The organism is Paenibacillus sp. FSL R5-0341, from assembly GCF_037975235.1.
Taxonomy (GTDB): Bacteria; Bacillota; Bacilli; order Paenibacillales; family Paenibacillaceae; genus Paenibacillus; species Paenibacillus amylolyticus_A.
Genome location: NZ_CP150241.1, coordinates 6,083,552 through 6,107,318, shown reverse-complemented (window position 1 = coordinate 6,107,318; position 23,767 = coordinate 6,083,552). Strand labels below are relative to the sequence as shown.

General features: G+C 47.9%; 19 protein-coding genes. 13 read left to right on the top strand and 6 right to left on the bottom strand.

Features of this window, described 5'->3' with window-relative positions:
- The first annotated feature begins 209 nt into the window (after positions 1–209).
- Genes MKX75_RS27405 through MKX75_RS27395 form a run of 3 tightly spaced genes read left to right on the top strand, consistent with a single transcriptional unit; the run spans position 210 to position 4,350 of the window.
- Positions 210–752, top strand: a complete 543-nt coding sequence (locus MKX75_RS27405) for a MarR family transcriptional regulator (protein ID WP_062836811.1) — start codon at positions 210–212, stop codon at positions 750–752.
- Positions 749–2,476, top strand: coding sequence for an ABC transporter ATP-binding protein (locus MKX75_RS27400; RefSeq protein WP_062836812.1), 1,728 nt, complete (start codon positions 749–751; stop codon positions 2,474–2,476). Before MKX75_RS27405 ends, MKX75_RS27400 begins: the two co-directional genes overlap by 4 nt.
- Positions 2,473–4,350 (top strand): ABC transporter ATP-binding protein, encoded by a 1,878-nt coding sequence (locus tag MKX75_RS27395; RefSeq protein ID WP_076332415.1) that lies wholly within the window; start codon positions 2,473–2,475, stop codon positions 4,348–4,350. Before MKX75_RS27400 ends, MKX75_RS27395 begins: the two co-directional genes overlap by 4 nt.
- 102 nt (positions 4,351–4,452) lie before the next feature.
- Here MKX75_RS27395 and MKX75_RS27390 read toward each other — a convergent pair whose 3' ends face one another.
- A complete protein-coding gene (locus MKX75_RS27390) occupies positions 4,453–5,046 on the bottom strand; it encodes a hypothetical protein (RefSeq protein ID WP_339167586.1) in 594 nt (197 codons plus the stop codon).
- A gap of 269 nt (positions 5,047–5,315) precedes the next feature.
- Between MKX75_RS27390 and MKX75_RS27385 the strand changes: the two genes are divergently transcribed.
- On the top strand, positions 5,316–6,212 hold the full coding sequence (locus MKX75_RS27385) for a diacylglycerol kinase family protein (protein ID WP_339167584.1): 897 nt from the start codon (positions 5,316–5,318) through the stop codon (positions 6,210–6,212).
- A 39-nt stretch (positions 6,213–6,251) separates the two neighbouring features.
- Here the strand turns inward: MKX75_RS27385 and MKX75_RS27380 are convergent, their stop codons facing one another.
- Both MKX75_RS27380 and MKX75_RS27375 read right to left on the bottom strand, forming a co-directional pair.
- Entirely contained in the window at positions 6,252–6,842 is a 591-nt protein-coding gene (locus MKX75_RS27380; protein ID WP_339167583.1) for a GNAT family protein, read from the bottom strand.
- 92 nt (positions 6,843–6,934) lie between these two features.
- Positions 6,935–7,561 (bottom strand): TetR/AcrR family transcriptional regulator, encoded by a 627-nt coding sequence (locus MKX75_RS27375; RefSeq protein ID WP_145149580.1) that lies wholly within the window; start codon positions 7,559–7,561, stop codon positions 6,935–6,937.
- Between the two features lie 177 nt (positions 7,562–7,738).
- On the opposite strand from MKX75_RS27375, the gene MKX75_RS27370 reads away from it, so the two are divergent.
- Together MKX75_RS27370 and MKX75_RS27365 are read left to right on the top strand one after the other, a co-directional pair.
- Complete coding sequence (locus tag MKX75_RS27370; RefSeq protein ID WP_339167582.1) at positions 7,739–9,970, top strand: MMPL family transporter; 2,232 nt, start codon at positions 7,739–7,741, stop codon at positions 9,968–9,970.
- Between the two features lie 269 nt (positions 9,971–10,239).
- Positions 10,240–11,193 (top strand): nucleoside hydrolase, encoded by a 954-nt coding sequence (locus tag MKX75_RS27365; protein WP_339167580.1) that lies wholly within the window; start codon positions 10,240–10,242, stop codon positions 11,191–11,193.
- 337 nt (positions 11,194–11,530) lie between these two features.
- Here MKX75_RS27365 and MKX75_RS27360 read toward each other — a convergent pair whose 3' ends face one another.
- The 3 genes from MKX75_RS27360 to MKX75_RS27350 form a co-directional block, all read right to left on the bottom strand.
- The gene (locus MKX75_RS27360) at positions 11,531–13,249 is read right to left on the bottom strand and encodes a methyl-accepting chemotaxis protein (protein ID WP_339167579.1); all 1,719 of its coding nucleotides are present in this window, start codon (positions 13,247–13,249) and stop codon (positions 11,531–11,533) included.
- A 206-nt stretch (positions 13,250–13,455) separates the two neighbouring features.
- Complete coding sequence (locus tag MKX75_RS27355; RefSeq protein ID WP_339167577.1) at positions 13,456–14,187, bottom strand: DUF3105 domain-containing protein; 732 nt, start codon at positions 14,185–14,187, stop codon at positions 13,456–13,458.
- 471 nt (positions 14,188–14,658) lie between these two features.
- Positions 14,659–15,576 carry a hypothetical protein gene (locus MKX75_RS27350; protein WP_339167576.1) on the bottom strand — a complete coding sequence of 306 codons (918 nt, stop codon included), beginning with the start codon at positions 15,574–15,576 and terminating at the stop codon, positions 14,659–14,661.
- Positions 15,577–15,952: 376 nt separating this feature from the next.
- Between MKX75_RS27350 and MKX75_RS27345 the strand changes: the two genes are divergently transcribed.
- From MKX75_RS27345 to MKX75_RS27315, 7 genes are all read left to right on the top strand, one after another.
- Positions 15,953–16,297 (top strand): Na-translocating system protein MpsC family protein, encoded by a 345-nt coding sequence (locus tag MKX75_RS27345; protein WP_017691786.1) that lies wholly within the window; start codon positions 15,953–15,955, stop codon positions 16,295–16,297.
- A 250-nt stretch (positions 16,298–16,547) separates the two neighbouring features.
- Positions 16,548–17,615 carry an ABC transporter substrate-binding protein gene (locus MKX75_RS27340; protein WP_145149710.1) on the top strand — a complete coding sequence of 356 codons (1,068 nt, stop codon included), beginning with the start codon at positions 16,548–16,550 and terminating at the stop codon, positions 17,613–17,615.
- Positions 17,616–17,723: 108 nt separating this feature from the next.
- Entirely contained in the window at positions 17,724–18,650 is a 927-nt protein-coding gene (locus MKX75_RS27335; RefSeq protein ID WP_339170618.1) for a nucleoside hydrolase, read from the top strand.
- Positions 18,651–18,854: 204 nt separating this feature from the next.
- The gene (locus MKX75_RS27330) at positions 18,855–19,676 is read left to right on the top strand and encodes an ABC transporter permease (protein WP_036612869.1); all 822 of its coding nucleotides are present in this window, start codon (positions 18,855–18,857) and stop codon (positions 19,674–19,676) included.
- A 4-nt stretch (positions 19,677–19,680) separates the two neighbouring features.
- Positions 19,681–20,472 carry an ABC transporter permease gene (locus tag MKX75_RS27325; protein ID WP_062836822.1) on the top strand — a complete coding sequence of 264 codons (792 nt, stop codon included), beginning with the start codon at positions 19,681–19,683 and terminating at the stop codon, positions 20,470–20,472.
- An 18-nt stretch (positions 20,473–20,490) separates the two neighbouring features.
- Positions 20,491–21,549, top strand: a complete 1,059-nt coding sequence (locus MKX75_RS27320) for an ABC transporter ATP-binding protein (protein ID WP_339167574.1) — start codon at positions 20,491–20,493, stop codon at positions 21,547–21,549.
- Positions 21,550–21,723: 174 nt separating this feature from the next.
- On the top strand, positions 21,724–23,463 hold the full coding sequence (locus MKX75_RS27315; RefSeq protein WP_339167572.1) for an adenine deaminase C-terminal domain-containing protein: 1,740 nt from the start codon (positions 21,724–21,726) through the stop codon (positions 23,461–23,463).
- Positions 23,464–23,767 lie beyond the last annotated feature (304 nt).

Below are 23,767 nucleotides of genomic sequence, written 5' to 3'. Positions count from 1 at the left end.
GGCAAAATGACAAACCCCATAACAAGCGCATATAAGCTCTTGTTATGGGGTTATATTGGTTATTTTTAGTTGTTTGACATCGGCTTCTTTCGAGAATATACTTAGTACACCTAATTAATTGTACATCTATTTAATCGTGATACTATTTAATAGATGTCCTATGATGTTGGATGTCTATGAAATGATAAAGAAAGAAGGAGGAACCCATTATGACTGGTATTGATCCGGTCGCTCAGAAGCTTTTGTACTCCATCATGCAGTTTAATAAAGGCAAATGGAGGCAACATAAACCTCATGGGCGCAATCACAATGAAATTATGGTGCTCGGTTGTTTGCTCCACGGGATGCATCCGGGAGAGCGGTTGAATTGGCAGGATAACCCGCCTGATTTCAATGACACGATCCAATCCAATCATCCCGGGATGAAAGTCTCGGAAATCAGTGCTTTGCTACGAGTGAAATCACCAACCATTACACCGGTGATTCGAGGCCTTGAGGACGAAGGGTTGGTCGAACGGACCATGGACCCGGAGGATCGACGTGCAGTGCGCATTACGATTACGGAAGCAGGCCGTGCTATTATTCGGGCTGCTCACGAAGAGCGTATGCAAATATTCAACAAGTTGGTTGCGCATCTGGGTGAGGACGATAGCCTTCAATTGGCCGAGTTGTTAACCAAGGTGTATACCTTTTTCGATACACTGCCTTCCCTGGAAAAAGATGATTCGACACAAGGAGATGATACGCCATGATGAAACTGTTTCGCATGCTGAAGCCATACCGAATTCCGATTATCTTCATTCTGGTTTTGGTACTGTTTCAGTCGCTTGCTGAATTGTACCTGCCTACACTAATGGCGGATATCGTGAATGACGGCATTATTAAGGGAGATATCCCGTATATCTGGCAGATTGGTGGGTGGATGCTGGTCATTGCGATTGGCGGAACAGCATGTTCGGTAATTGCCAGTTATCTCTCATCTCGAACAGCGGGTGGGTTTGCCAAACAACTGCGTAGCAGAGTATTCCGCCATGTGGAGAACTTCTCTCTCCAGGAGTTCGATAAGATGGGTACTGCTTCACTGATTACGCGTACGACAAATGACATTACGCAGGTACAGAACGTACTTACGATGATGCTGCGCATGATGATTATGGCTCCGCTCATGTGTATCGGGGGTATCTTCATGGCGGTATCTCAGGACGCCAAATTATCTACGATTTTCCTGGTCGTGCTTCCTGTTCTGGGCGGAGCCATTGCGTTGATTGGTGCCAAGGGTTTACCTTTGTTCAAAACCATTCAGAAAAAGCTGGACCGACTCAACCTGGTGCTGCGTGAGCAGTTAACAGGGATTCGGGTTGTTCGTTCCTTTAACCGTGGGGAGCATGAGAAAGTGCGCTTTAACGGGGCCAATACAGAACTGAGAGATTCATCGATCAAAGTTAATGTGCTCATGGCGACCATCATGCCTGTGATGATGCTGGTTATGAACTTTTCGATGATTGCCATCCTTTATTTTGGTGGACTTCGGATCGACAGCGGCAATATGAACATCGGTGCATTGATTGCCTTCATCCAGTATGCAATGCAAATCATGTTCTCACTTATTATGGTTTCGATGATCTTTGTCATGATTCCAAGAGCTTCAGCATCGGCAGAACGGATCAACGAAGTGCTTGATATGCAGCCGGATCTTAGCAACCCCGAGCAGCCTCGTGGTATGCAATCCATGCAGGGTATGATTGAGTTTGACAATGTAACTTTCCGTTATCCGGGCGCAGAGAATCCAGCTTTGTCCGATATCTCCTTTACAGCTCGCTCAGGTGAGACAACAGCCATCATTGGCGGTACGGGTTCAGGGAAATCGACATTGCTTAGTCTTATTCCACGATTCTACGATGTGACTGAAGGCAGTGTTCGGGTAAATGGTACGGATGTACGTGAGCTTCGGCAGGAAGATCTGCGTGCCAAAATTGGCTTTGTACCACAGAAGGCAGTCCTCTTCACGGGTACGATTACGGAAAATATCCGTCACGGGAAAGACGATGCCACAATGGATGAAGTTGTTCATGCAGCCCGTACGGCTCAGGCAGAGAATTTCATTACCGAGATGAAAGATGGATATGACAGCCTTATCGCACAAGGCGGTAACAACGTCTCTGGTGGACAAAAGCAACGTCTGTCCATCGCTCGCGCACTTGTTCGCCGTCCGGAAGTCTATATCTTTGATGACAGTTTCTCTGCTCTCGATTTCAAAACGGATGCTAAACTTCGTGCTGCGCTGAAGTCCGAAACGACAGAAGCGGCTGTGCTAATTGTAGCCCAACGAGTAAGTACAGTAATGGATGCCGATCGCATTCTAGTGATGGATGAGGGCCGAATTGTCGGTTCAGGAACACATAAAGAGCTGCTGGAGCACAATGAAGTGTATCGCGAGATTGTATCCTCCCAGCTGACAGAGGAGGAGATCGCATGAGTGAACGTACAGAACGCAAGTCGCCTCGTCCACCTGGTGGGCCGGGTCCTGGTCCCGGAATGGGCATGCGACCTCCCGCTGAGAAAGCGAAAGATTTCAAAGGTACATTGCGGCGATTGATTCGTTATCTCCAGCCCCATAGCTCTCGTCTATTGGGTGTACTGGTCGCAGCCATTCTGAGTACCGTATTTAGCATCATCAGTCCAAAGATCATGGCAGAAGGAACGGATATTCTCAGCCAAGGCGCCATTGCCATCCTTCAGGGTGTGCAGGGGGCCGGAATTGATTTTCCTGCATTGATGAAAGTATTATACCTGCTTGGTGGACTCTATCTGTTCAGTGCTGCATTTATGTATGTTCAGCAATACCTGATGGCCGGTGTGGCCCAGCGTGTTGTGTATGACATGCGTGAGCAGATCAGTGCGAAGGTCGGACGCCTTCCTTTGAAATATTTTGATTCCCGCACGACAGGGGAGACACTTAGCCGTGCCACGAATGACGTGGACAATATCAGTAATACGCTTCAGCAAAGCTTGGCACAGTTCATTACGTCTATCGTAACGATTGTCGGCGTAATTATCATGATGCTGACGATTAGTCCATGGATGACCTTGATCACGATTCTGACGCTACCACTCAGTGTGGTTGTTGTTATGCTGGTTGCATCCCGTTCGCAAAAGCACTTTGCGGGTCAACAGAAATCCCTTGGTGAACTGAACGGTCATGTCGAAGAAATGTACACGGGACACAAGGTTGTCAAAGCATTTGGACGTGAAGAACAATCCGTACAGCAATTTGAGAAGGTCAATGAAGAGCTGTATGAATCCGGCTGGAAAGCCCAGTTCATCTCAGGTATCATTATGCCGCTCATGAGTTTTGTGGGTAACCTGGGTTATGTGCTGATCTGTGTGGTCGGTGGGATCTTCGTTACACGCGGATCGATCTCTATCGGGGATATTCTGGCCTTCACACAGTATTCCCGTCAATTCACACAGCCGATTAACCAGATTGCGAATATCTCCAATATTATTCAATCGACGATTGCTTCGGCGGAACGTGTATTCGAGTTGCTGGATGAAGAGGAAGAAGTTCCAGAGTCCAAACAACCCGTGCAACTACAACAGCCTAAAGGTGCGGTTACGTTCCAAGGTGTTAATTTTGGATATAAAGAAAATGAACTGCTCATTCATAACATGAACATTGATGTGAAACCGGGACAGACGGTAGCCATTGTTGGACCAACGGGAGCCGGTAAAACCACCTTGATCAACCTGTTAATGCGTTTCTACGAAATTCAGGATGGTCAGATTACGATTGATGGTGCCAATATCGAGGACATGGAACGTGGCAAGCTGCGCAGTCTGTTTGGCATGGTGCTTCAGGATACCTGGTTGTTTAACGGAACGATTCGGGACAATATCGCCTATGGTCGAGAAGGTTCTACGGAAGAGGAAGTCGTCAAGGCAGCCGTTGCGGCACATGCGGATCACTTTATTCGTACATTGCCTGATGGTTATGACACAGTGCTGAATGAAGAGGCATCGAACATCTCTCAAGGGCAGAAACAGTTGCTGACGATTGCACGAGCGATTCTGGCGAACCCAGCTATCCTCATTCTGGATGAAGCGACGAGTAGCGTGGATACACGGACCGAAGTATTTATCCAGAAAGCGATGAATGATCTGATGAAGGATCGCACAAGCTTTGTCATTGCACACCGTTTGTCCACTATTCGCGGCGCCGATCTGATCCTGGTTATGGATCATGGTAACGTGATTGAACAGGGCAATCATGAGGAATTAATGGCAAGTCAGGGCTTCTATGCGGATCTGTATAATAGTCAGTTTGCGGAGCAACAACCACAGGCGATCTAAGATTACAGATGTAATTAAAAAGAATAGCCGGGAGCACCCTAATAGGGTTCCCGGCTATTTGTCGTATCTCCAGAGGATTGACGTGAGATATGAATTATTTATTTACTGATCCTTAGATTCCTTGGCAGGTTCATCTGCCTCGTTGCTAGAGATCGACTTCACTTCTATCTTCGCGTCGTCGCTATTCACTTCCTCCAGTGCAGACGGAGCAGGTTCACCCGGGATCAATTTGCGCTGCTCAATCATGCGTTTGACGACTTCATAACAGTCATCCACGTGTTTGTTACCCACATAGCGCATGGCCGTAAAGCTGAGTGCGGCTGCCAATCCCTGTCCTGCAAAGGGGACAAATTTGGCGACTGATTTGGTGGCTACGCGTACTCCGACTCTTTGCAGAACCTGTACCACCAATTCCTTAGTGATCATGCGACCGATAACTTTGCTTCCGATGGACATCACGAATCCATAGATCATGGATTTGGTCTCGGGGTCCATGCCGTCCAGCTGTTTTTGCGATAATCCGAATTTATTGTTAATGGCAGGCAACAGCTGCATCAGCATTCCCACATCAGCCAGTACGTCTGTACCGGGCAGCGGAACGAGTGTTGTACCGGCGGAAGCGGTAGCTCTTTTGCGAACCATGGTACGGCATTCCTTGCGAACTTGCTCCAATTGTTCCAACGTTGCCGGAATCATAGGGAATCCCTCCATTCGTATATGGTATAGATATAACCGTTTTGACTCATTTTGAATGGGTTCTCACCAGCAAAATTTGCAACCTTATGACATAAGGTGTGGAGAAACCTTTTTTCTCATGCATACTATTACGAATGAATGCCGATTAGGATGCATACTTAATTGGGAAACCTATTTTGGATCATGATGAGCGAGTAGCGCAGGGCTTGTTTACGGCTTCAACCTTTGTGGGTAAAGGGTAACAAGCATTGGAATGGAGGAAGAGAAGGATGGAGTTTAACAAAGCGTTGTTAATTCATCATCATCATTCGGGCAAGGCCAATCGTGAGAATACGGTGGGTATGGTGGCTGGTGTGCTGGCTCCTGCTGTTCACGAACTCGTCATTGTGCGCACGGATGAACCGGGTGAGGGAGAGAAGCTGTGTCGTGAGCGCGGGGAACAATTCGATGTGGTATTTATCCTGGGTGGGGATGGCACGGTGCATGAATGTGTGAATGGACTGGCTGATCTGCAACATCCTCCGTTGATTGGTGTATTGCCTGGAGGCACCTGTAATGATTTTGCGCGTTCGCTCGGCCTTTCACCGGATGCAGAGACTGCCGCACAAGAAATACTGGCAGGTCGGGTGGTATCCATTGATGTTGGACGAGCTAATGATCGGGTATTCACGAACTTTTTTGGCATTGGCTTAATCAGTGATGCATCGCAGAATATTAACGAGAATCTGAAAGGCGCGCTGGGTAAGCTCAGTTATTTTATCAGCACGTTACAGACAATCAGTCATACAGAGCCGTTTCGATATCAACTGGAGGCTGATGGGAAAGAGATGGAAGGCGAAGCTGTGATGATCTACGCAGCCAACGGCCGTTTTCTGGGAACCAATGCATTACCCTTTGCACCGGATGCGTTGCAGGATGGGGAGCTGGACGTACTCATTATTCATGAGACAGGCATTCCGCTGCTGCGAGAGATACTATCGCACAAGCCGGAGGGAGATTGGCAACCTCAGAGTGAGAGCATTTCATACTTCAAGGCATCTACGCTAAAAGTGAAGACAGATACGCCGATGTCAGCCGATACGGATGGCGAATTATATATGAAGACACCCGCCGAGCTGTCGGTGCTGACGGGTCATCTGAAGTTTCTAACCGGGGAGGGGTATTAAATCCCCGGTTTTTTAGTTTGATTTTAGCTGATCGGAAACTCAATCATTCCCTGTCTGATCTTTCATATGACGTTGTCTAAACTCATCCTCTAACATGCTCATCTGAATCGCATCATGGTATTGATGATTGTAGAACAAGACTTCCCGCTTCACACCCTCGCGTTGAAATCCGAGCTTCTCATACGTGCGAATGGCTCGCTCGTTGAAGGCGTACACCTCAAGCTCAATTCGATGCAAGTTACAGATGCCAAAGCCGTAGTCCAGCATAAGCAGTAACGCCTCGCTACCGTAGCCTTTTCCTTGCTGCTCCGCCTGATCGATGGCAACCCGGATATGCGCACTGCGATTCTTGGCATGCATGTCCATCAGGACGACATCTCCGATGATTTGGTCATTTTCCTGCAAAGCAATGAGTAGCATGAGTCTGGAGTCATCCTGTGCTGCATTCTCAACGTAACGTTCAACCTGAGTGCGTGTGAAACTGTTCTGTGTACCTGTCAACCTACGCATCTCGGCGTCAAACAGACCGGGGAAATAAGCATCCACATCTGTAGTCTCGAAAGGACGCAGATATATGCGCGACGTTTCCAGCAGACGGGGGATACGTGGGGATGGTTTTGAATGTGACATAAGTTGTTTCCTCCTAAAATATTAACGGAATAACGGTTCAACATTCCATATTTCATCTTGTGCTGCCTATCGGCCAACGTATAAAAAGGTCTTTAGTTCCGCTTAACCGCTCCATCCAGAAACAGGGCTACCAGTTCCTGCGCAAGTTCCTCAATGCTGCCACCATTCATGTTGCGTACATCTTCGCGATTGGCGAGCATCAGCAGTGATGTAAACGCATGGGCAAGCAGCATGGGGTTCCCGACACGCAAATAACCATTGTCCATCTCCTTCTGAAAATGGGTGGCTAGCACTTCAAAGATACGAACCTCCGCTTCTCGAATCTGGGCGAGTTGCTCCGTATCCAGATGTTTCTCGGCTTCTCGCATCATGGTCTCCGTTTCAATATGGGAGTGTTGCATCTTCGCTTCCGCAACCTTAATCAGCCGCTCTTGCAGCGTACCAGGTTCATCCAGACGGAGCGAAGTCTGCTGCATGCCCATTGCCATCATGCGGGTAATGGCAACGGTGAACAGATCGGCTTTGCTGGAGAAGTGATAATAGATCGATGCTTTGGTTACATTGCATAATGAAGCAATCTGTTGGAGAGAGACAGGTTCATACCCGTACTCCATAAACAGACGTGAGGCAGTCATCAATATGTTGGATTGCACAGATGCTTGATCTGCACCCGTTTTGGGTCTGCCCGGTGACCGGGGAATGTTTGTTTTTTTGCTCATGGGTACATACCTCTTTACGTATTTAATTGCTTGTTAGACGTGTTCACAAAAATAACGATTGCATAATTAACCTTCCGGTATATATAATTAACTCGATTATACTATGACCCGTGGTTCATTACTATAACATCACAAAAATAGGGCCTCATAGAAACAATATAGGGAGATGAAGAGACGATGCAGGAAGGTTCGGGTTATGGCCGCTGGGTTGCTGGCAAACGAAGCAAATGGATTACGCTGTTGGTATGGATCATTATCGCCGTTGTGCTTGGTATGGTATGGCCTGCTGTAGGTGATCGTGAAACTAATAACGCGCAGGATCTAAGTGAGTCCAAACCATCGGTTCAGGCAGCTGCACTTGCTGAGAAGGAATTTCCTGGCGGCGAAGGACTGCCCGCACTGATCGTATGGCGTCAAGCCGGCGGTCTGACGGATGAGCAGATTCAGAACATTCAGGCATTAACGGAGCGACTGGATCAAGATCCGGTAGAACAACAGCAGTCCGTTGTGCCACTTTATCAATTGCCGCCACAGGCATTGAAAGGCCAGCTTTCGGAAGACGGAAGCACCTTGGTTATGCCACTTTTCTTCAATGAAGGTGCCGATTCGGAACAATTGAAGGAAGGTATTGAAGCGCTTGAGCAAAAAACACAAGACATCTTCGGGGCGAACCCGTTCGATGTAGCTATAGATGATACCAATACATTGGTTGCCCGTGTGACAGGGCCAGTAGGGATATCCATTGATGCGAGCGGACTTTTCTCCTCCGCCGATGTATCCTTGCTAATCGCAACGGTTGTACTGGTATTAGTACTGTTGCTGTTGATCTATCGTTCGCCGGTATTGGCGATTATCCCGATCATTGCCGTTGGATTCGCGTATATGGTGACAAGCCCCATTCTCGGATTCATGGCGGATCAGGGCTGGATCACGGTGGACGCACAGTCGATCTCAATCATGACCGTATTGTTATTTGGAGCAGGAACGGATTACTGTCTGTTCATGATCTCCAGATACCGCCAAATTCTCTATCATGAGCCGGATAAAAAGAAAGCCATCTTCCAGGCAATTACCGGATCATCCGGCGCCATTGCCATGAGTGGATTCACGGTCGTTGCAGCACTACTGGTGCTGTTGCTGGCTGAATATGGTGCATATCATCGCTTTGCCGTACCATTCAGTCTGTCCATCTTTATTATGTTTATTGCAAGTCTGACGCTGGTTCCAGCCCTTCTTGCGATCTTCGGTCGGGGTTCATTCTACCCGTTCGTACCGCGTACCCATGAGATGGAAGTGGAACGTGCGAAGAAAAAAGGAAAACCAGCTCCTGCCCCGCGCAAAGTGAAGGAAAGCTGGATTGGCCGTATTGTAGTAACGAAGCCATGGACCGTTCTTGCAATTACGTTGGTATTGCTGGGAGGACTGGCGGCGTTCTCTACTCAGGTGAAATTCACCTACGATCTGTTGTCTTCCTTCCCGGAGGATGTACCTTCCCGCGAAGGGTTCACGGTCATTGGTGAACAATTCTCTCAAGGTGAGCTGGCTCCTGTCAAAGTGATCGTGGATGCCGAAGGTAAAGAAACTGATCTGAAGCAGCGTCTCGAATCACTGGATTACATTAGCAAAGTAGGCGATGCTCAACAGGGTGCCGAGAATGCCAACATTACCGCCTTTGATGTGGAGTTCAATCTGAATCCATATTCCATGGAGGCAATGCAGCATATCCCGGATCTGCGAGCTACTGCGGAACAGGCGCTTCAAGATGCCGGAGTAACCAATGCGGACAGTAATGTCTGGCTCGATGGTCAGACGGCTGAACAGTATGACATTGAAGTGGCTGGAGAACGGGATGCCAAGATCATTATTCCAGTGGTCATCGGTATGATTACTTTGTTGTTACTATTATACTTGCGTTCAGTTGTAGCTACGGCGTATCTGATTGCAACGGTCGTTCTATCGTATTTCTCTGCACTGGGTCTGGGTTGGATCATCATTCACTACGGACTTGGCGCAGATGCCATTCAGGGAGCGATTCCGCTGTATTCCTTTGTATTCCTCGTGGCACTCGGTGAAGACTACAACATCTTTATGATCTCTAGCATCTGGCAGAAACGTAAAACGATGCCGCTTCGTCAAGCGATTAGAGAAGGTGTTGGCGAGACAAGCTCTGTTATTACATCTGCGGGTCTGATCTTGGCAGGAACATTTGCAGTACTTGCTACATTGCCAATTCAGGTGTTGGTGCAGTTTGGTATAATTACAGCTGTTGGTGTGATGTTGGATACCTTCCTGGTTCGTCCGTTCATGGTACCGGCGATCACCGCATTGCTGGGTAAATGGGCCTTCTGGCCAGGAAAGTATGTTCCAATTGCAGAGAAGAATGAGGAGAAACAGAACCAGTCCGTGTAATGCATGGATTGGGTGAGGTGGACGGCGAGGCTTCAAGCTTGCTGTCCATTTCTTTATTTTTATAGCATTGAGAGTAGAACGGTATGTCCTCCTGAGATGGAATGGTGGAACTGTAAAATATCCGCATGATGAGGTGTGATCCTTGTTTTCTTTGCATGGGGAAGGTTTACGTAGCCAAGGGTTTTGGGACATAATAGAGGAAGCGTCGGCTTAGGGCAGGCGGATGAATTAACAACAATGGGACAACCAGGGGAAGGATGAAAGCAAGCATGACGAACCAACTTAATGTGTATTTTAACCATGACGGCGGCGTGGATGACCTCGTATCGCTGTTCATGCTTCTGCAAATGGACAATGTACATGTAACCGGTGTATCGGTTATTCCGGCAGACGGATATCTGGAGCCAGCAACAGATGCCAGCCGTAAAATCATCGATCGTTTCGGTACATATTCCGTAGAGGTATCCAAATCCAACTCCAGAGGGAAAAATCCATTTCCTGCGGCGTGGAGACTGCACTCCTTCTATGTAGATGCACTTCCTGTACTGAACGAATCCGGCAAAATGGAAGCGCCACTTTCTGCTGTTCCGGCACACCAGCATCTGATCGAGAAAGTGCGCAATACCGAAGGCAAAACGTTGCTTCTGTTCACAGGCCCACTGACGGACCTTGCGCGTGCACTGGACGAAGCACCAGACATTGAAGAGAAAATCGACAAGCTGGTATGGATGGGCGGCACATTCGAGCTTGGTAACGTAGAAGAGCCTGAGCATGACGGCACAGCTGAATGGAATGTATTCTGGGACCCGGAAGCGGCTTACCGTGTATGGCAGAGCGGTATCCAGATCGATCTGGTTGCACTGGAAAGCACGAACAAAGTACCTCTGACTCCAGCCGTTCGTAACCGCTGGGCAGCAGAGCGTCGCTTTGAAGGCGTTGACTTCTTGGGTAACTGTTACGCAGGTTGTCCGCCACTGGTGTACAGTGAGACGAATTCCACATACTATCTGTGGGATGTGCTGACAACGGCTTCCGTTGGACGCGAGGACATCGTGAAGAAGAAAACGGTAAACTGTATTGTCATCCCGGATGGTCCTAGCCAGGGCCGCACGGTGGAGCAAGCAGACGGACGCCCAGTACAACTGGTGTATGATACCGATCCGGAAGCGTTCTTTACGTATATGACGGATTTGGGTAAAAAAGCTGCTCCGCAGCGCTACTAATTCAGGCAGCCTTAAGGCTTGCCAACATTAAAGGTACAACAAAAATAAAGCCGCAGGCAGTGTCCGGAAATGGGGTTGACCCCATGTTCCCGTCCCTGCCGTGCGGCTTTTTTGTTGTGGGCTGATTTTAAAGATTGAACTAATTATTTTACACGAGAACGTAGAGGGCAGAAATAATCTGAAGAAGCGTAGCGTTCGCCTTTATCCTCAGATTTTCACCATTGTAAAATTGAAAAAAAAATTCTGAGGATAACAGCGATCGGAAGGTTGTTCTGTCATCGAAGTGGCATGTGTGAATATTCTTTAGTTCAATCTATATAGCATCCTAAGCTGCTCGCTATATTTTAAATCGACTAATCAATCCGTTCAGCTCACTGGATAATACCCGCAGAGATTCTGCGGATGCACTCATTTCATCCATGGATTGAAGTTGGCTTCCGGTAGCGTGCGACACCTTCTGGATACTCGAAGAGGATTCACGCGAGATATGCTCCATGTCCTCCACGGAAGCGGACACTTCTTCTGCACTGGCAGACAGTTGCTCGGATGCTGCGGATACTTCGTGCAGACGTTCATTCATCGTCTCAATCCCGGTATGAATGGATGTGAACGAACGGCCTGCCTCCTGAACAACAGCGAGACCAGACTGTACAGCTGAAGTGCTGGCCGACATATGGTCCGACAACAGGGCAGTCTGGCGTGTCATCTCGGCGATCAGTTCGGTGACATGCTGGGAAGACTGCTCTGATTCCCCCGCAAGCTTGCGAACCTCTGAGGCAACCACCGCAAACCCGCTGCCATGCTCTCCTGCACGAGCGGCTTCAATACTCGCATTAAGTGCGAGCAGATTGGTCTGTGAAGCGATACCTTTCATTAGATGTGCTACCGACTCAATTTTATCGGAATACTGCTCCAGTTGGGAGGTGGAGGCGACCATCTGCACATTCGCCTGATGAATTTTGTCCATGCTGTCCATCGCTGTGTTGATGTTGGCTTGACCTTGTACTGCGTTATTGGTTGTTTCCTGCGAGACATCTGCGACCATGGAGGAAGAATTCGCAATGTGCTGCATGCTACGCGTAATTTCTTCCATGGCTACTGTAACTTCGCCCGCACGAGCCACCTGTTCAGCAGCTCCACTGGCTGTATGATTCGTATGCTCGGCAATGCGCTGACTGGCTTCCGCAGTCGCTTGTGAATGTTTGGATACTCCCTCTGCAGCCTGTAGCAGAGAATCGGAGCTTTGACGGATACCGGTCATGACATCCCGTGTACCTGTGACCAGATGTTTGAATTCAGAAGCTAGCTGTCCGACCTCGTCCTTTCGTCCAAGTTCGACGTTGACGGTCAAGTCGCCTTTTCCCACCTGAGCAATTAACTTCTTCAGCTTCACCAATGGACGGGTCAAGTAGTGGGCGAATCCATACACCAACAAGACACTGAGCAGCACAATCGCCAGCGCTGTCCAGATCATGGTCATACGGTTGCGAGACATCAGTTCATAGACCGCAGTGGAGTCCAAATCCGCACCGACCAGCCCCAGCACTTTCCCGTCAGTCCCATGAATGGGTACATACGCTGTAATGGTAGCGCCATATTCATCCTGGGTGAGTTCGCCTCGAATAGGTTCGTTCTGCTCAAAAGCCTGTAGCATACCCTCATAAGGGGTCTCTTCTGCAGAGCCGTAAGGGGAGAAGTCATCCTCTGCCACATTGGCAGCAGCCCCATCCACAACGTAGAAATACGTAGCCGTTCCATTTTCTTCGCGTGTACCGAGTGTGTACAGATACTTGAGCCCATTGGCTTCACGCAGTTGACTGAGCTGTTCACGCAATGTGCCATAATACGCTGTCTCATCCTGTCCGGTACTGAGTGGTGCGTACAGGGAAGTATCAATCAATGCTGCTGCCCGTTCGGCCACAGCCTGTGCCTGCATGCCCATGGACTGCTCGACCAGTTGAGCTGATGAGCGGTACATGGTAATGCCAAGAACCGCACCCGAGGCCAGCATTAGACAGGAAAAAAATAAAAAGATCCGCATAAACAAACTGTTCATTGGTAAAAGTGTTCCCCCTTGATCTGTTGGATGAATCGTCTCTGTGTCTCTTTACATTGGTATAGGCCGTTCTTCTTTGGTTCGTATGTATGGTATTTCCAATGTTCACTTTTCTAATTGGAATATCGGCATCTGGGCGATAAAGAATTAGCCCCCGAGTCAATCAGATTCGGGAGCTAAGTACGTTTTAATCCTATACAACGTTATTACATCGTTCCGCCGCCCTGGCGGATGGAGGCAGGGATCTTTTCAGGTCCCTGATTAATATACCTATTGATAAAAGTACCCACTTTGGCATCATCAAATTGATCGAGCTTCATCGTTTTGGTCCAAGCAGTCACGACGACTTCACTGCCTTCCGGAATGTCTTTGTTGGGTACGGCCAGTATACCTGCTCCGGCTTCGCGGAATTTGACGAGGTATTTCAGATGCTCCTTCAAGTCCTCGCTTGCATTCTCACGATAATAGATGATGATATCCCCATGCTCCAGATTGTGTACCAGGTAATTATAGCCCGGGAAGTCGGTGTAAAATCCAAACTTGATATCATGCGGGTTATGCGGCCCTGAAGTCGGGATCTTCATCTCATACTGGATGGGGTCCTCTGTATGGTCTGCCCCATAGTATTTATCGTCAGTCACATCAATTGTCGCATTGGCGTCCAGATCGGCTACATCATATTTTGCCCCTGCACCCTGCAGGAAGAACAGACCAAGCGTAACAATTGACACAGCCATCAATGCATGAGCAACCAGCCGGAGGGACCGACTTTTTTTCTGGATGTCTGCCCGTTCCTTCTTTTTCATATGGCCCAGGACTTTGCCTTGTGTGCGTGATGCCCAGATATAGGCGGCGATGGAGAACAGTAACATGATTGCACCTATAATAAGCCACAGGTAGGAAGTGCCTGTCTCGTGTTCCATTTGCATATGATTCATATGAGTCATGTCCATAGAGAGTTCCTCTGCTTTCTTTGTAAAATGAGTGATCGATACACTACATGTCGTAGTGTTAATGGCAATGTTGAATGATCTCATGACGTAACGGGCGTTGCTGAATCGGTTTGTTACGTAAATAAGAACATACCTATTGCACTACACATTATAGTGTATGACATATGCCCAGCGCAACGATGTCTTAGAAAACATAAAAAAGACCTTCCCGGCGTGAGCAGGGAAAGCCTAGTATGAATCTAAAGAGTCAGAAAATTTATATTTATTGGAATAACCATTTACACGAAAACGTAGAGGACAGAAAGAACCTGAAGAAGCAGAAGCGTTCGCCTTTATCACCAGATTTTCAACCTTTGTAAAAGTGAATTAAAAAAAATCTGGAGATAACAGCGATCGGAAGGTTGTTCTGTCATCGAAGTAACAAGTGTAAATCAGCTTTATTCCAACTAAACCCGTTTACAGACGGCCAAACGGTGACATCATCAATCCGATCAGTCCCATAATAACTTCACCCAACAAGCGATACACAATAAAGAACACGACCACATTGGCGATCAGCACGCTGTACATGCTGTCGATGGCTGCTTTGGTACGATTCAGTGGATATTGGAATAGCACCGAGTTCAGAGCGACAAAGATAATGATATACGAGACAGCGAGCAATGAGATCGCGATGGAATACGAGATGATGATAAACAGATTCGCCAGAACAAGGGATACGACAGCAGGAACAAGCAATGTACCGAACTGGGCAACCAACGTTTTGGGACGGAATGTTATTTTTTCAATCTTCAGAATAGCGTACATCAGTGCAATCGAGGCAATTAGGATAATGGCGGTGAACAACAGCGGCCGAATAAATCCACCAATGAACAAGCCATCCATGCCTATACGGCTAAAGGTAATTAAGAAGTATGTAGAAGATAGGACTGCAATCAGCGCCATCGTTAGCCATCCGTTTAGTGAATGCTGATCACCAACGGTTTTCATTGCCTGATAAGGACGGGCCAATACACTGAGGAAATAGGATAGATACTGTTTGCTTACTTCTTTGGCTTGCTGAACTTTCTCATTCTGCACGATATTATTCCACTGATTGGAGCTGTTGTCTCCTGCAGAAGCATGATCCTGGGTGTCTGTTGAATCTGTAGACTGTTGCTTCTGAGTAGAGACAGATGGTGTGTTGGATGGAACGGGTGCCTGTGAAGATGTGGCTTGCGTACTGGACCAACGGGTGTATTCGGGTTCTGAAGCAGCAGCAGATTCCGGGTTCGGTACAGGAGATGGCGAAGAGGTTGTTTGAGTTAGATTAGAGCCGCACCTCTCGCAAAAATGGGCATCTCCATTTTCATGATTACATACTGGACATTTCATGGGTTAAGCCTCCAATTTCTAGAAAATAAAAACAGGTAAACATTGTGTCTCATTTTAACGGTTGATGACGAAGTTTGTCTATGTTTCGCAGGAATTAATACCCCTACAGAGCGAAAGTTGAAACGAAGCCTCGAATGCTGTGTATTAAAGCGGGGATTAGAAGCAATAATAGTATAGGAATGATATGCAGGCATATTAATGTAAATTCACTGTAGTATAAGACGAATTGTTTTCGGCGGATAATGTCTCATCGTTCGCTTTTATGTGTTATTCTCATGTTAACTATATCTTTTGGGTTGCCTATGATCGTATATTTATGTATAATCAATCGTGTTAACACGTCGAATGTACGGTAGTAAGAGATGTGGGTGAGTTCATGGAACTACTGGACAGCAATGAGAGCAAGAAGAAGATGTGCCAGTATTATAACGAAATTTCGAAGGAACTGTTCGGATTTGGCACCACTCTCCTGAGAGTGACCATTGACCAGAATATTGTGACCTTCTACGCGAAGCACCGACGTTCACCGCGCTCTGACGCCCTGGAAGGGGAGGCCCCCGGCTTAAAGCTGGAAGTGGACTTCCGCATGTCTGTCTTATATAAGAAGAAATTCCGGGAGAAGCTCGAGCAACACATGGGTTTGCCAATTGAAGCTATATTGCGGGATTATGATGCGTCCACCCAGTGGGCGATCACGAATGTGATTCTGGAACAGGCCTAAGAATGGATCGGCAGGATTGATTCTTGTTGATGTATACGGTGGTTATGGCCCGGATTCATGATCAGGTTCCGTACAATTTCATATGATGGCGTCTGTCTTCGGATTGATTCTGAAGCAGAAACCGATGATGTACCGGCAGCGGGTGTCGCTTTCCTTTGTTTACGAAGAAAAGTGTTCTTGTTTATACAAGAGCACTTTTCTTTTTGTTTTTTCATACACATCACATATATCAGGGGGAATCAGGATCATGATGAAAAAGTGGATTAGCGGTTTGGCAGCAGTGGCAATGACATCAGTATTACTTGCAGGTTGTGGCAGCACAGAGGATGCAACAGGCGGATCAGGCAGTGGGGGAACAGCAGCTACCAAATTGGTTATCTCCACTTGGGGATTCTCGGAAGATTTCTTCAATGAATCGGTATTTGGTCCTTTTGAAAAAGAACATAATGTAGACATCGTGCTCGAAGTCGGCAATAACGCTGAACGTCTGAACAAAATCCGTCAGGGTACATCGAATGTCGATGTCATCTACCTTTCTGACTACTATGCACAACAAGGTATTGATGAAGGTCTGTTTGAGAAAATCGATCGCTCCAAAATTCCAAATGTAAATGACATTTATGATATTGCCAAAGCACCACTTGGTGAAGATTACGGCCCGGCCTACACGGTTGGACAGCTCGGTATCGCTTATAACCCGGACCTCGTATCCAAAGAAGTGACTTCATGGAGTGACCTGTGGGACCCAGCGTTCGAAGGTAACCTGACGATCCCGAATATTACGGCAACGGCTGGCCCAATGGTTGTGGATGCAGCTTCCCGTGTAGCTGGAAATGATACGTTTAATGAAGATGCGGCATTTGCTGAACTGAAAAAACTGAGCGGCAATGTGGTGAAATTCTATAGTCAAACGTCCGAGTTCGTGAACATGTTCTCCCAGGAAGAGATTGCAGGCGGACCGATCATGGAAATGTATTTCAAAGATCTGAAAGCAGCTATTCCTAATGCAAAGTTTGTTACACCTAGCGAAGGTGCATATGCCGTGATGAACACGATCAATGTGGTAAAAGGAAGCAAAAACAAAGAGCTGGCTGAAGAGTTCATCAACTGGCAGCTGAGTCAGGATGTACAAGCGAAATCTGCCAAAGCTAAAGTCGATTCCCCGGTAAACACCAAGGTTGAACTGACTGCTGAAGAAGCAGAAGGCGTAACATATGGCGCTGACGTTGTTGAGAAGCTGAACAAGCTGGATATGGAATTTGTGAATCAACAGGTTAAAGGCTGGACAGATCGCTGGAACCGTGAAATTGCACAATAAAAAAACCGAGTTTCTTAAAAGTTATCTTTGATCAACATGTTGAACTTATATCATTTGCAGCAAGCAACCATATCACCGCATAGGAGTTGAGAACGGATGAGTGAAGCGCTGAATCGCATCATTCTGGATGTGGACACGGGTATTGACGATGCACTGGCGATTTTGCTGGCAGTTAAAAGCCGGAAGCTGGACATCCTCGGCATCACCACGGTCTGTGGGAACGTATCACTCCAGCAGGCAACAGAGAATACATGCAAAATTCTTGAACTCGCGGGTGCACCAGCGATTCCGGTGATTGCCGGAGCAGCTGGACCACTCACTCGCAAGTCGCATTATGAACACCGGGTACATGGACAAGACGGATTGGGCGGTGCACTGCCTGATCCGGCCGTGTCTAAGAAAGCCGAGGAAGGTTTTGCGCCAGACTTTATCGTGGAGCAAGCCAAGTTGTATCCAGGCGAGCTGACCTTAATTATGACCGCACCCTTAACGAACCTGGCACTCGCGCTGATGAAGTGTCCTGAATTACCTTCTTTATTGAAGGAAGTCATCTTCATGGGTGGTGTGGTTCGCGGACATGGCAACATTACACCAACCGCCGAGTACAACACATACGCTGATCCAGAGGCCGCACGCATCGTACTGCATGCAGGCATCGAGAAGCTTACCCAAGTGGGACTGGATGTAACGCGTCAAACGCTGCTGAATGAAGCAACGATTGAGCGTCTCACTGATCCTGCACTGCGCGCGTACGTGGCTCAGAGCACGGAGATTTACATCAACCGTTATGAACAAATGAACGGTGTCCGCGCTTGCGCGTTACATGATCCATTAGCCGTGGGCGTAGCCCTTGCCCCGGAACTGGTAGGACGCAAATCGTATTATGTCGATGTCGAAACCGCCAGCCGCTTGTGCGATGGCCAGATGATATGCGACTTCCAAAACCGTCTGGGCGAGCAACCCAATACCCTCGTCTGCGAAACCGTAGACGCAGAAGCATTCCTTGAACTGTTTATCAACGCGTTAAACGCGTAGTTGCTCTGCCCCAATTAGATATTTATACGATTGCGGAGAGTGCAGAACCGATCTGGAGAAGCGAAGCGTTCCCCTTTATCCCCCGATTTTTACCTATGAAAGTGAATCAATAAATCGGGGGATAACAGGGATCGAAGGACGGTACTGCAATCGGAGTACTCAAGTATCAATCTCGAATTAAATTTACAAGTCAGGAGTATCGCGATGAAGAAATCAGTAATCTACTGGCTATTGCTGCCGGGATTCGTGTTTTTGGCGGCATTTATGATCATTCCGATTGTCCTGACGATCGGGTCGACGTTTTTCCAAGAAAACTCCTTCACGTTTGAAGGATACATGCATTTTTTCAGAGACCCATACTTTTTGAAAATATTGCTTACGACGCTGCAAGTCAGCGTGGTCACCACCATCGTCTGTGTGGTGCTCGGATTCCCGACAGCTTATTATATTTCGCAGAAAGCACCGCGCCGCAAAGGCATTTTGCTGGCACTGGCGATCTTCCCACTGCTGACGAGCCCGGTCGTGCGCTCGTTCAGCTGGATGATCATTCTTGGACGCAAAGGGTTGATCAATAACACCCTTGTTGGCCTGGGCATCGTGGACAAGCCGCTGGATATTCTGTACACGCCGGCAGCGATGATGATTGGTCTGACGCATCTGTTCCTGCCACTGATGATTATCTCTCTGGTCGGTGTACTTGAGAACATTGACGGTGACCTGCTCAAAGCAGCACAAAGTCTGGGTGCATCGCGCATTACGGCATTCCGCCGGGTCGTGTTCCCACTGGCTGTGCCAGGACTTGTGATCGGAGCCGTGCTTGTCTTTGTCGGAAGCCTAACGGCGTATACCACACCTGCCCTCCTTGGAGGCAAGCAGCGTGTAATTGCTACGTTCCTGTATCAGAACGCCATGACCCTCAACGACTGGTATCTGGCCTCGGTTGTTGCCGCGATTATGATTGTGATTACATTTGTCGTCGTCGGTGTCATGAACAAAATGGCCAAAACTTTAAATCCGAAGGGGTAGACATATGCGGGAGAAACATATCGGGCTGGGCCTGTTCAGTCTGCTGGTCTTTATCTTTCTGCTGGGCCCGCTTCTGATCATATCGGTCACTTCGTTTGAACCGGGAACGGTACTCAAATTTCCGCCGGAAGGGTTCTCCCTCCGCTGGTATGAGAATATTTTCAACACAGGCGGTTTCCTCCGCACATTCCAGACGTCCATTATCATTTCCCTGTTGGGGAACCTGTTGGCACTGGTGCTCGGAGTTCCGGCTGCGTATGCACTTAGTCGTTACGATTTCAAAGGCAAGTCCGTGCTGAACGCACTGTTCCTGTCCCCGGTACTGATTCCGGGAATCGTGCTTGGTTTTACATTGATGAAATACCTGATCGTAATCTACCATCTGCCGATGTACCTCGGATTGTTGATTGGTCATACGATTATCATGCTTCCATTTATCATTCGAGTTATCGCGTCGAGTCTGTCGAGCTTTGACTTTGCAGTGGAAGAAGCTGCGCTGAGTCTTGGTGCGGGACGGGTAAGAACGTTCTTCACGATCGTGCTTCCTAACATCCGCTCAGGAATTATCGCCGCGGTGTTGATTGCCTTCTTGGAGTCCTTCAACAACGTGGACATCTCGGTGTTTATGACCGGACCAGGGGTAAGCACATTACCGATCCAGATGCTGACGTATGTGGAGAATTATTTTGACCCAACGATTGCAGCGATTTCCGTGCTTTTGATGGTACTGACCGGACTCTTAATGTTCGTGATCGAACGGATCATGGGCGGATTTTCATACTTTACTAAACGTTAATTGGAGGCGCAGAACGCTATGGCATTGCTGACATTAGACCACGTATCCGTGGCATACGATAAGCAGACAATCCTGAAGGATTTTCAGTTGGAGCTGGAAAAAGGTAAACTGCTCTCCCTGCTCGGACCGAGCGGTTGCGGCAAAACAACTACGCTGCGCCTCATCGCCGGATTTCTGGAAGCATCACAGGGCAAGTTTATGTTCGGCGGCAAGGATTATACGAAGGTTCCGGCGAACAAGCGGAACTTCGGATTTGTATTTCAGAGTTATGCGTTATTCCCGCATCTGTCTGTCTATGACAACGTGGCCTTTGGCCTGCGGATGCGCAAGGTGAAAGACAAGGATATCTCTTCCCGTGTGATGCGAATCCTGGAAGTCGTTAACCTGAATGGATTTGAGAAACGTTTTCCACAAGAACTGTCTGGTGGACAGCGTCAGCGTGTGGCGATTGCCCGCGCATTGGTGATTGAGCCTGATCTGCTCCTCTTTGACGAACCACTCAGTAACCTGGATGCCAACCTGCGCCTCAACATGCGGGTGGAGATTCGCCGCATTCAGCAAGAGCTGGGCATTACAACGCTGTATGTCTCTCATGACCAGGAAGAGTGCTTCTCGATCTCGGATCAGGTAGCGATTATGAACAAAGGCTTGGTCGAGCAGCTCGACCGCCCGGAAACGATTTTTAAATATCCGGCAACGGAGTTTGTCGCACGGTTTATCGGGTTCCATAATTTCATTGAATTTGCGGATCGCAGCGATGCAGGTGAACTCATCACATTGCATGCAGGTGGCCGCACGTTTACGGCAACAGCTCATCCTGGAACAGCACGTCCCGGTGCTCGTAAAGGCGCGATTCGCCCGGATGATCTGATCGTTAGTGGAGATACTTCTGCGGATGTGGTGAATGCTTTGCCGGGGATTATCAAAGTCAGCACGTATCTGGGACGCAGCTATCAGTATGTAATTGAGACGGAACTCGGTGATTTCACAGCAAATCAGGAGATGGAAACACCGTACCTTAGTGGGCAGCGTGTTAGCCTGATTTTCCCACAGGACAAGCTTGTATTGGTAGAGTAGTCGTAAATGTAGGGAGTAGCTTGAGGAAATAAGAGCAGTAAAGAAGACAATTCATACGATGATTCCGGACGAGGCAGTGGTACGCAATCAAGTGCATTGCATCAGATTAAAGTACAGGTTCATTGTCCAGTCCGAATCGCGGTGAAATGTTTGTGAAGAAGGAGATTATGCCCCATGCGTGCAGATCAACTAATTATGAATGTACATGTGTATAACAGTTATTATAAACGGTTTGAAATGAACAACGTAGCTGTGTTGGACGGCAGATTCCTATATGTTGGACCCGGCGGACCTGAGTTGATTCAGGCAGATGAAGTCATCGATGCGCGGGGAAGATACATGATTCCTGGCTTGATCGATATCCATCTGCATATCGAAAGTACGATGGTGACACCGGAAACCTTCTCTCATGGTCTGATTGGCTGCGGGGTAACGTCCATTGTAGCTGAACCTCATGAGATGGCAAATGTCTTCGGGCTGGAAGGTGTGCAGGAGATGATGGCTGCGAGTCGGGAGACGACCGTGGACATGTTCTATGCGATCCCAAGCTCGGTTCCAGCGACCCCGATGGAGACAACAGGTGGTTCGATTGAGATTGAAGATATGGATGTGTTGCTCGCGACTGGCGAGATCATCTGTCTGGGCGAGATCATGAACTATGTCGATGTCATCCGTGATCCAGAGTGCAAGACGAACCAGATTTTACAGCATATTCGCAAAAACTATCCTGATCTTGTGATAGAAGGTCACACACCGAAACTGCTTGGACTCGATCTGCATCGACTGATCTACGCAGGTATCGATTCCGATCATACCCATCAGAGCATTGAGGGATTACAGGCGCGGATTGCGGCAGGTATGTTTATTGAAATTCAGGAGAAATCGATGACCCCGGAAGTCATGGAGTACCTGATTCAACATGATGTGGCGCAGCATTTCTGCTTTGTAACGGATGATGTGATGCCGGATTCACTGGTGGAGCATGGTCATCTGAATCATATCGTACGCAAAGCAATTCAGATGGGGATGCGTCCTGAAGATGCAATCTATGCAGCAACCTCTACCCCTGCTTCGCGGATGAAAATGACCGATCGTGGCAGCGTGGCCCCAGGCAAAGTGGCCGATTATGTGTTACTATCCAACCTGGAGGAACTCTCTATTGATCAGGTGTACAAAAACGGCCGCAAAGCTTATGACAATTCCGAACCGTATAAGCAAGAACGAGTAATCGGGCAATTTCCACCTCACTTCTATAAGAGTGTGCAGTTGGATAAGCTGGGTGTAGCAGATTTTGCAATTCAGTTGTCAGACCCGAAAGTCAGTGGATCTGGTGTTGAACTCGCTGGTGAAGGTGAATACCAATGCCGTGTCATGATGGTGAAGGATGGTTCTACTTTTGTGGAAGAACATATTGCACCGATACAGTCTTCGGATGGCGAATTGTTATGGGAAGAAAGCGGATATGCGCAGATCGCAACCTTTGAACGTTATGGCGTGAACGGCAATCATGCACACGGTCTGATCGGTGGAGACACCATCAAACGCGGCGCCATTGCAACAACATATTCACACGACAATCACAACCTGCTGGTTGTAGGACGTAATCGTGAAGATATGATATTGGCAGCTAACACAGTAATTTCGAGCCAGGGTGGCTTCTGTGTGGTGGAAGACGGCAAGGTGCTATCCCATCTGGAACTTCCCGTAGGTGGCATTTTGACGGAAGAACCACTGGCAGTGGTATCCCATCAAGTGAAGGAACTGAGAGCAGCGATGTTGTCTCTTGGATATGTACATTACAACCCGATCATGTCGATCAGTACTCATTCTCTTGCGGTAAGTCCGGCACTGAAGATCACGGACCATGGCTTGATTGATGTGAATGCAGGTAAGGTTGTATCGTTGATTGTTTAAGTGAGATAGACACCTCTGGTGGTCTGCTTGCGATGTTCCATTCGATTATTCGTTATTATATCGTTTGTGTGTTCTATAAGAAAAAGAAGCCCCAGTTCACTCAGGTGAGCCGGGGCTTCTTTTTCACGGATTCATATTCGTATTATCATGTTCGTGTACTTATATATAATCCGAATCCCGCTTATTTTAATTTCTCTGGATTTTTCACCTTAATGGAGATCACTTCCCCGCAATCCAAACAAACGGTATATACTCTTTCCGAACCAATTGATAATTTCTTATCCAATGGACGAAGATTGATGAA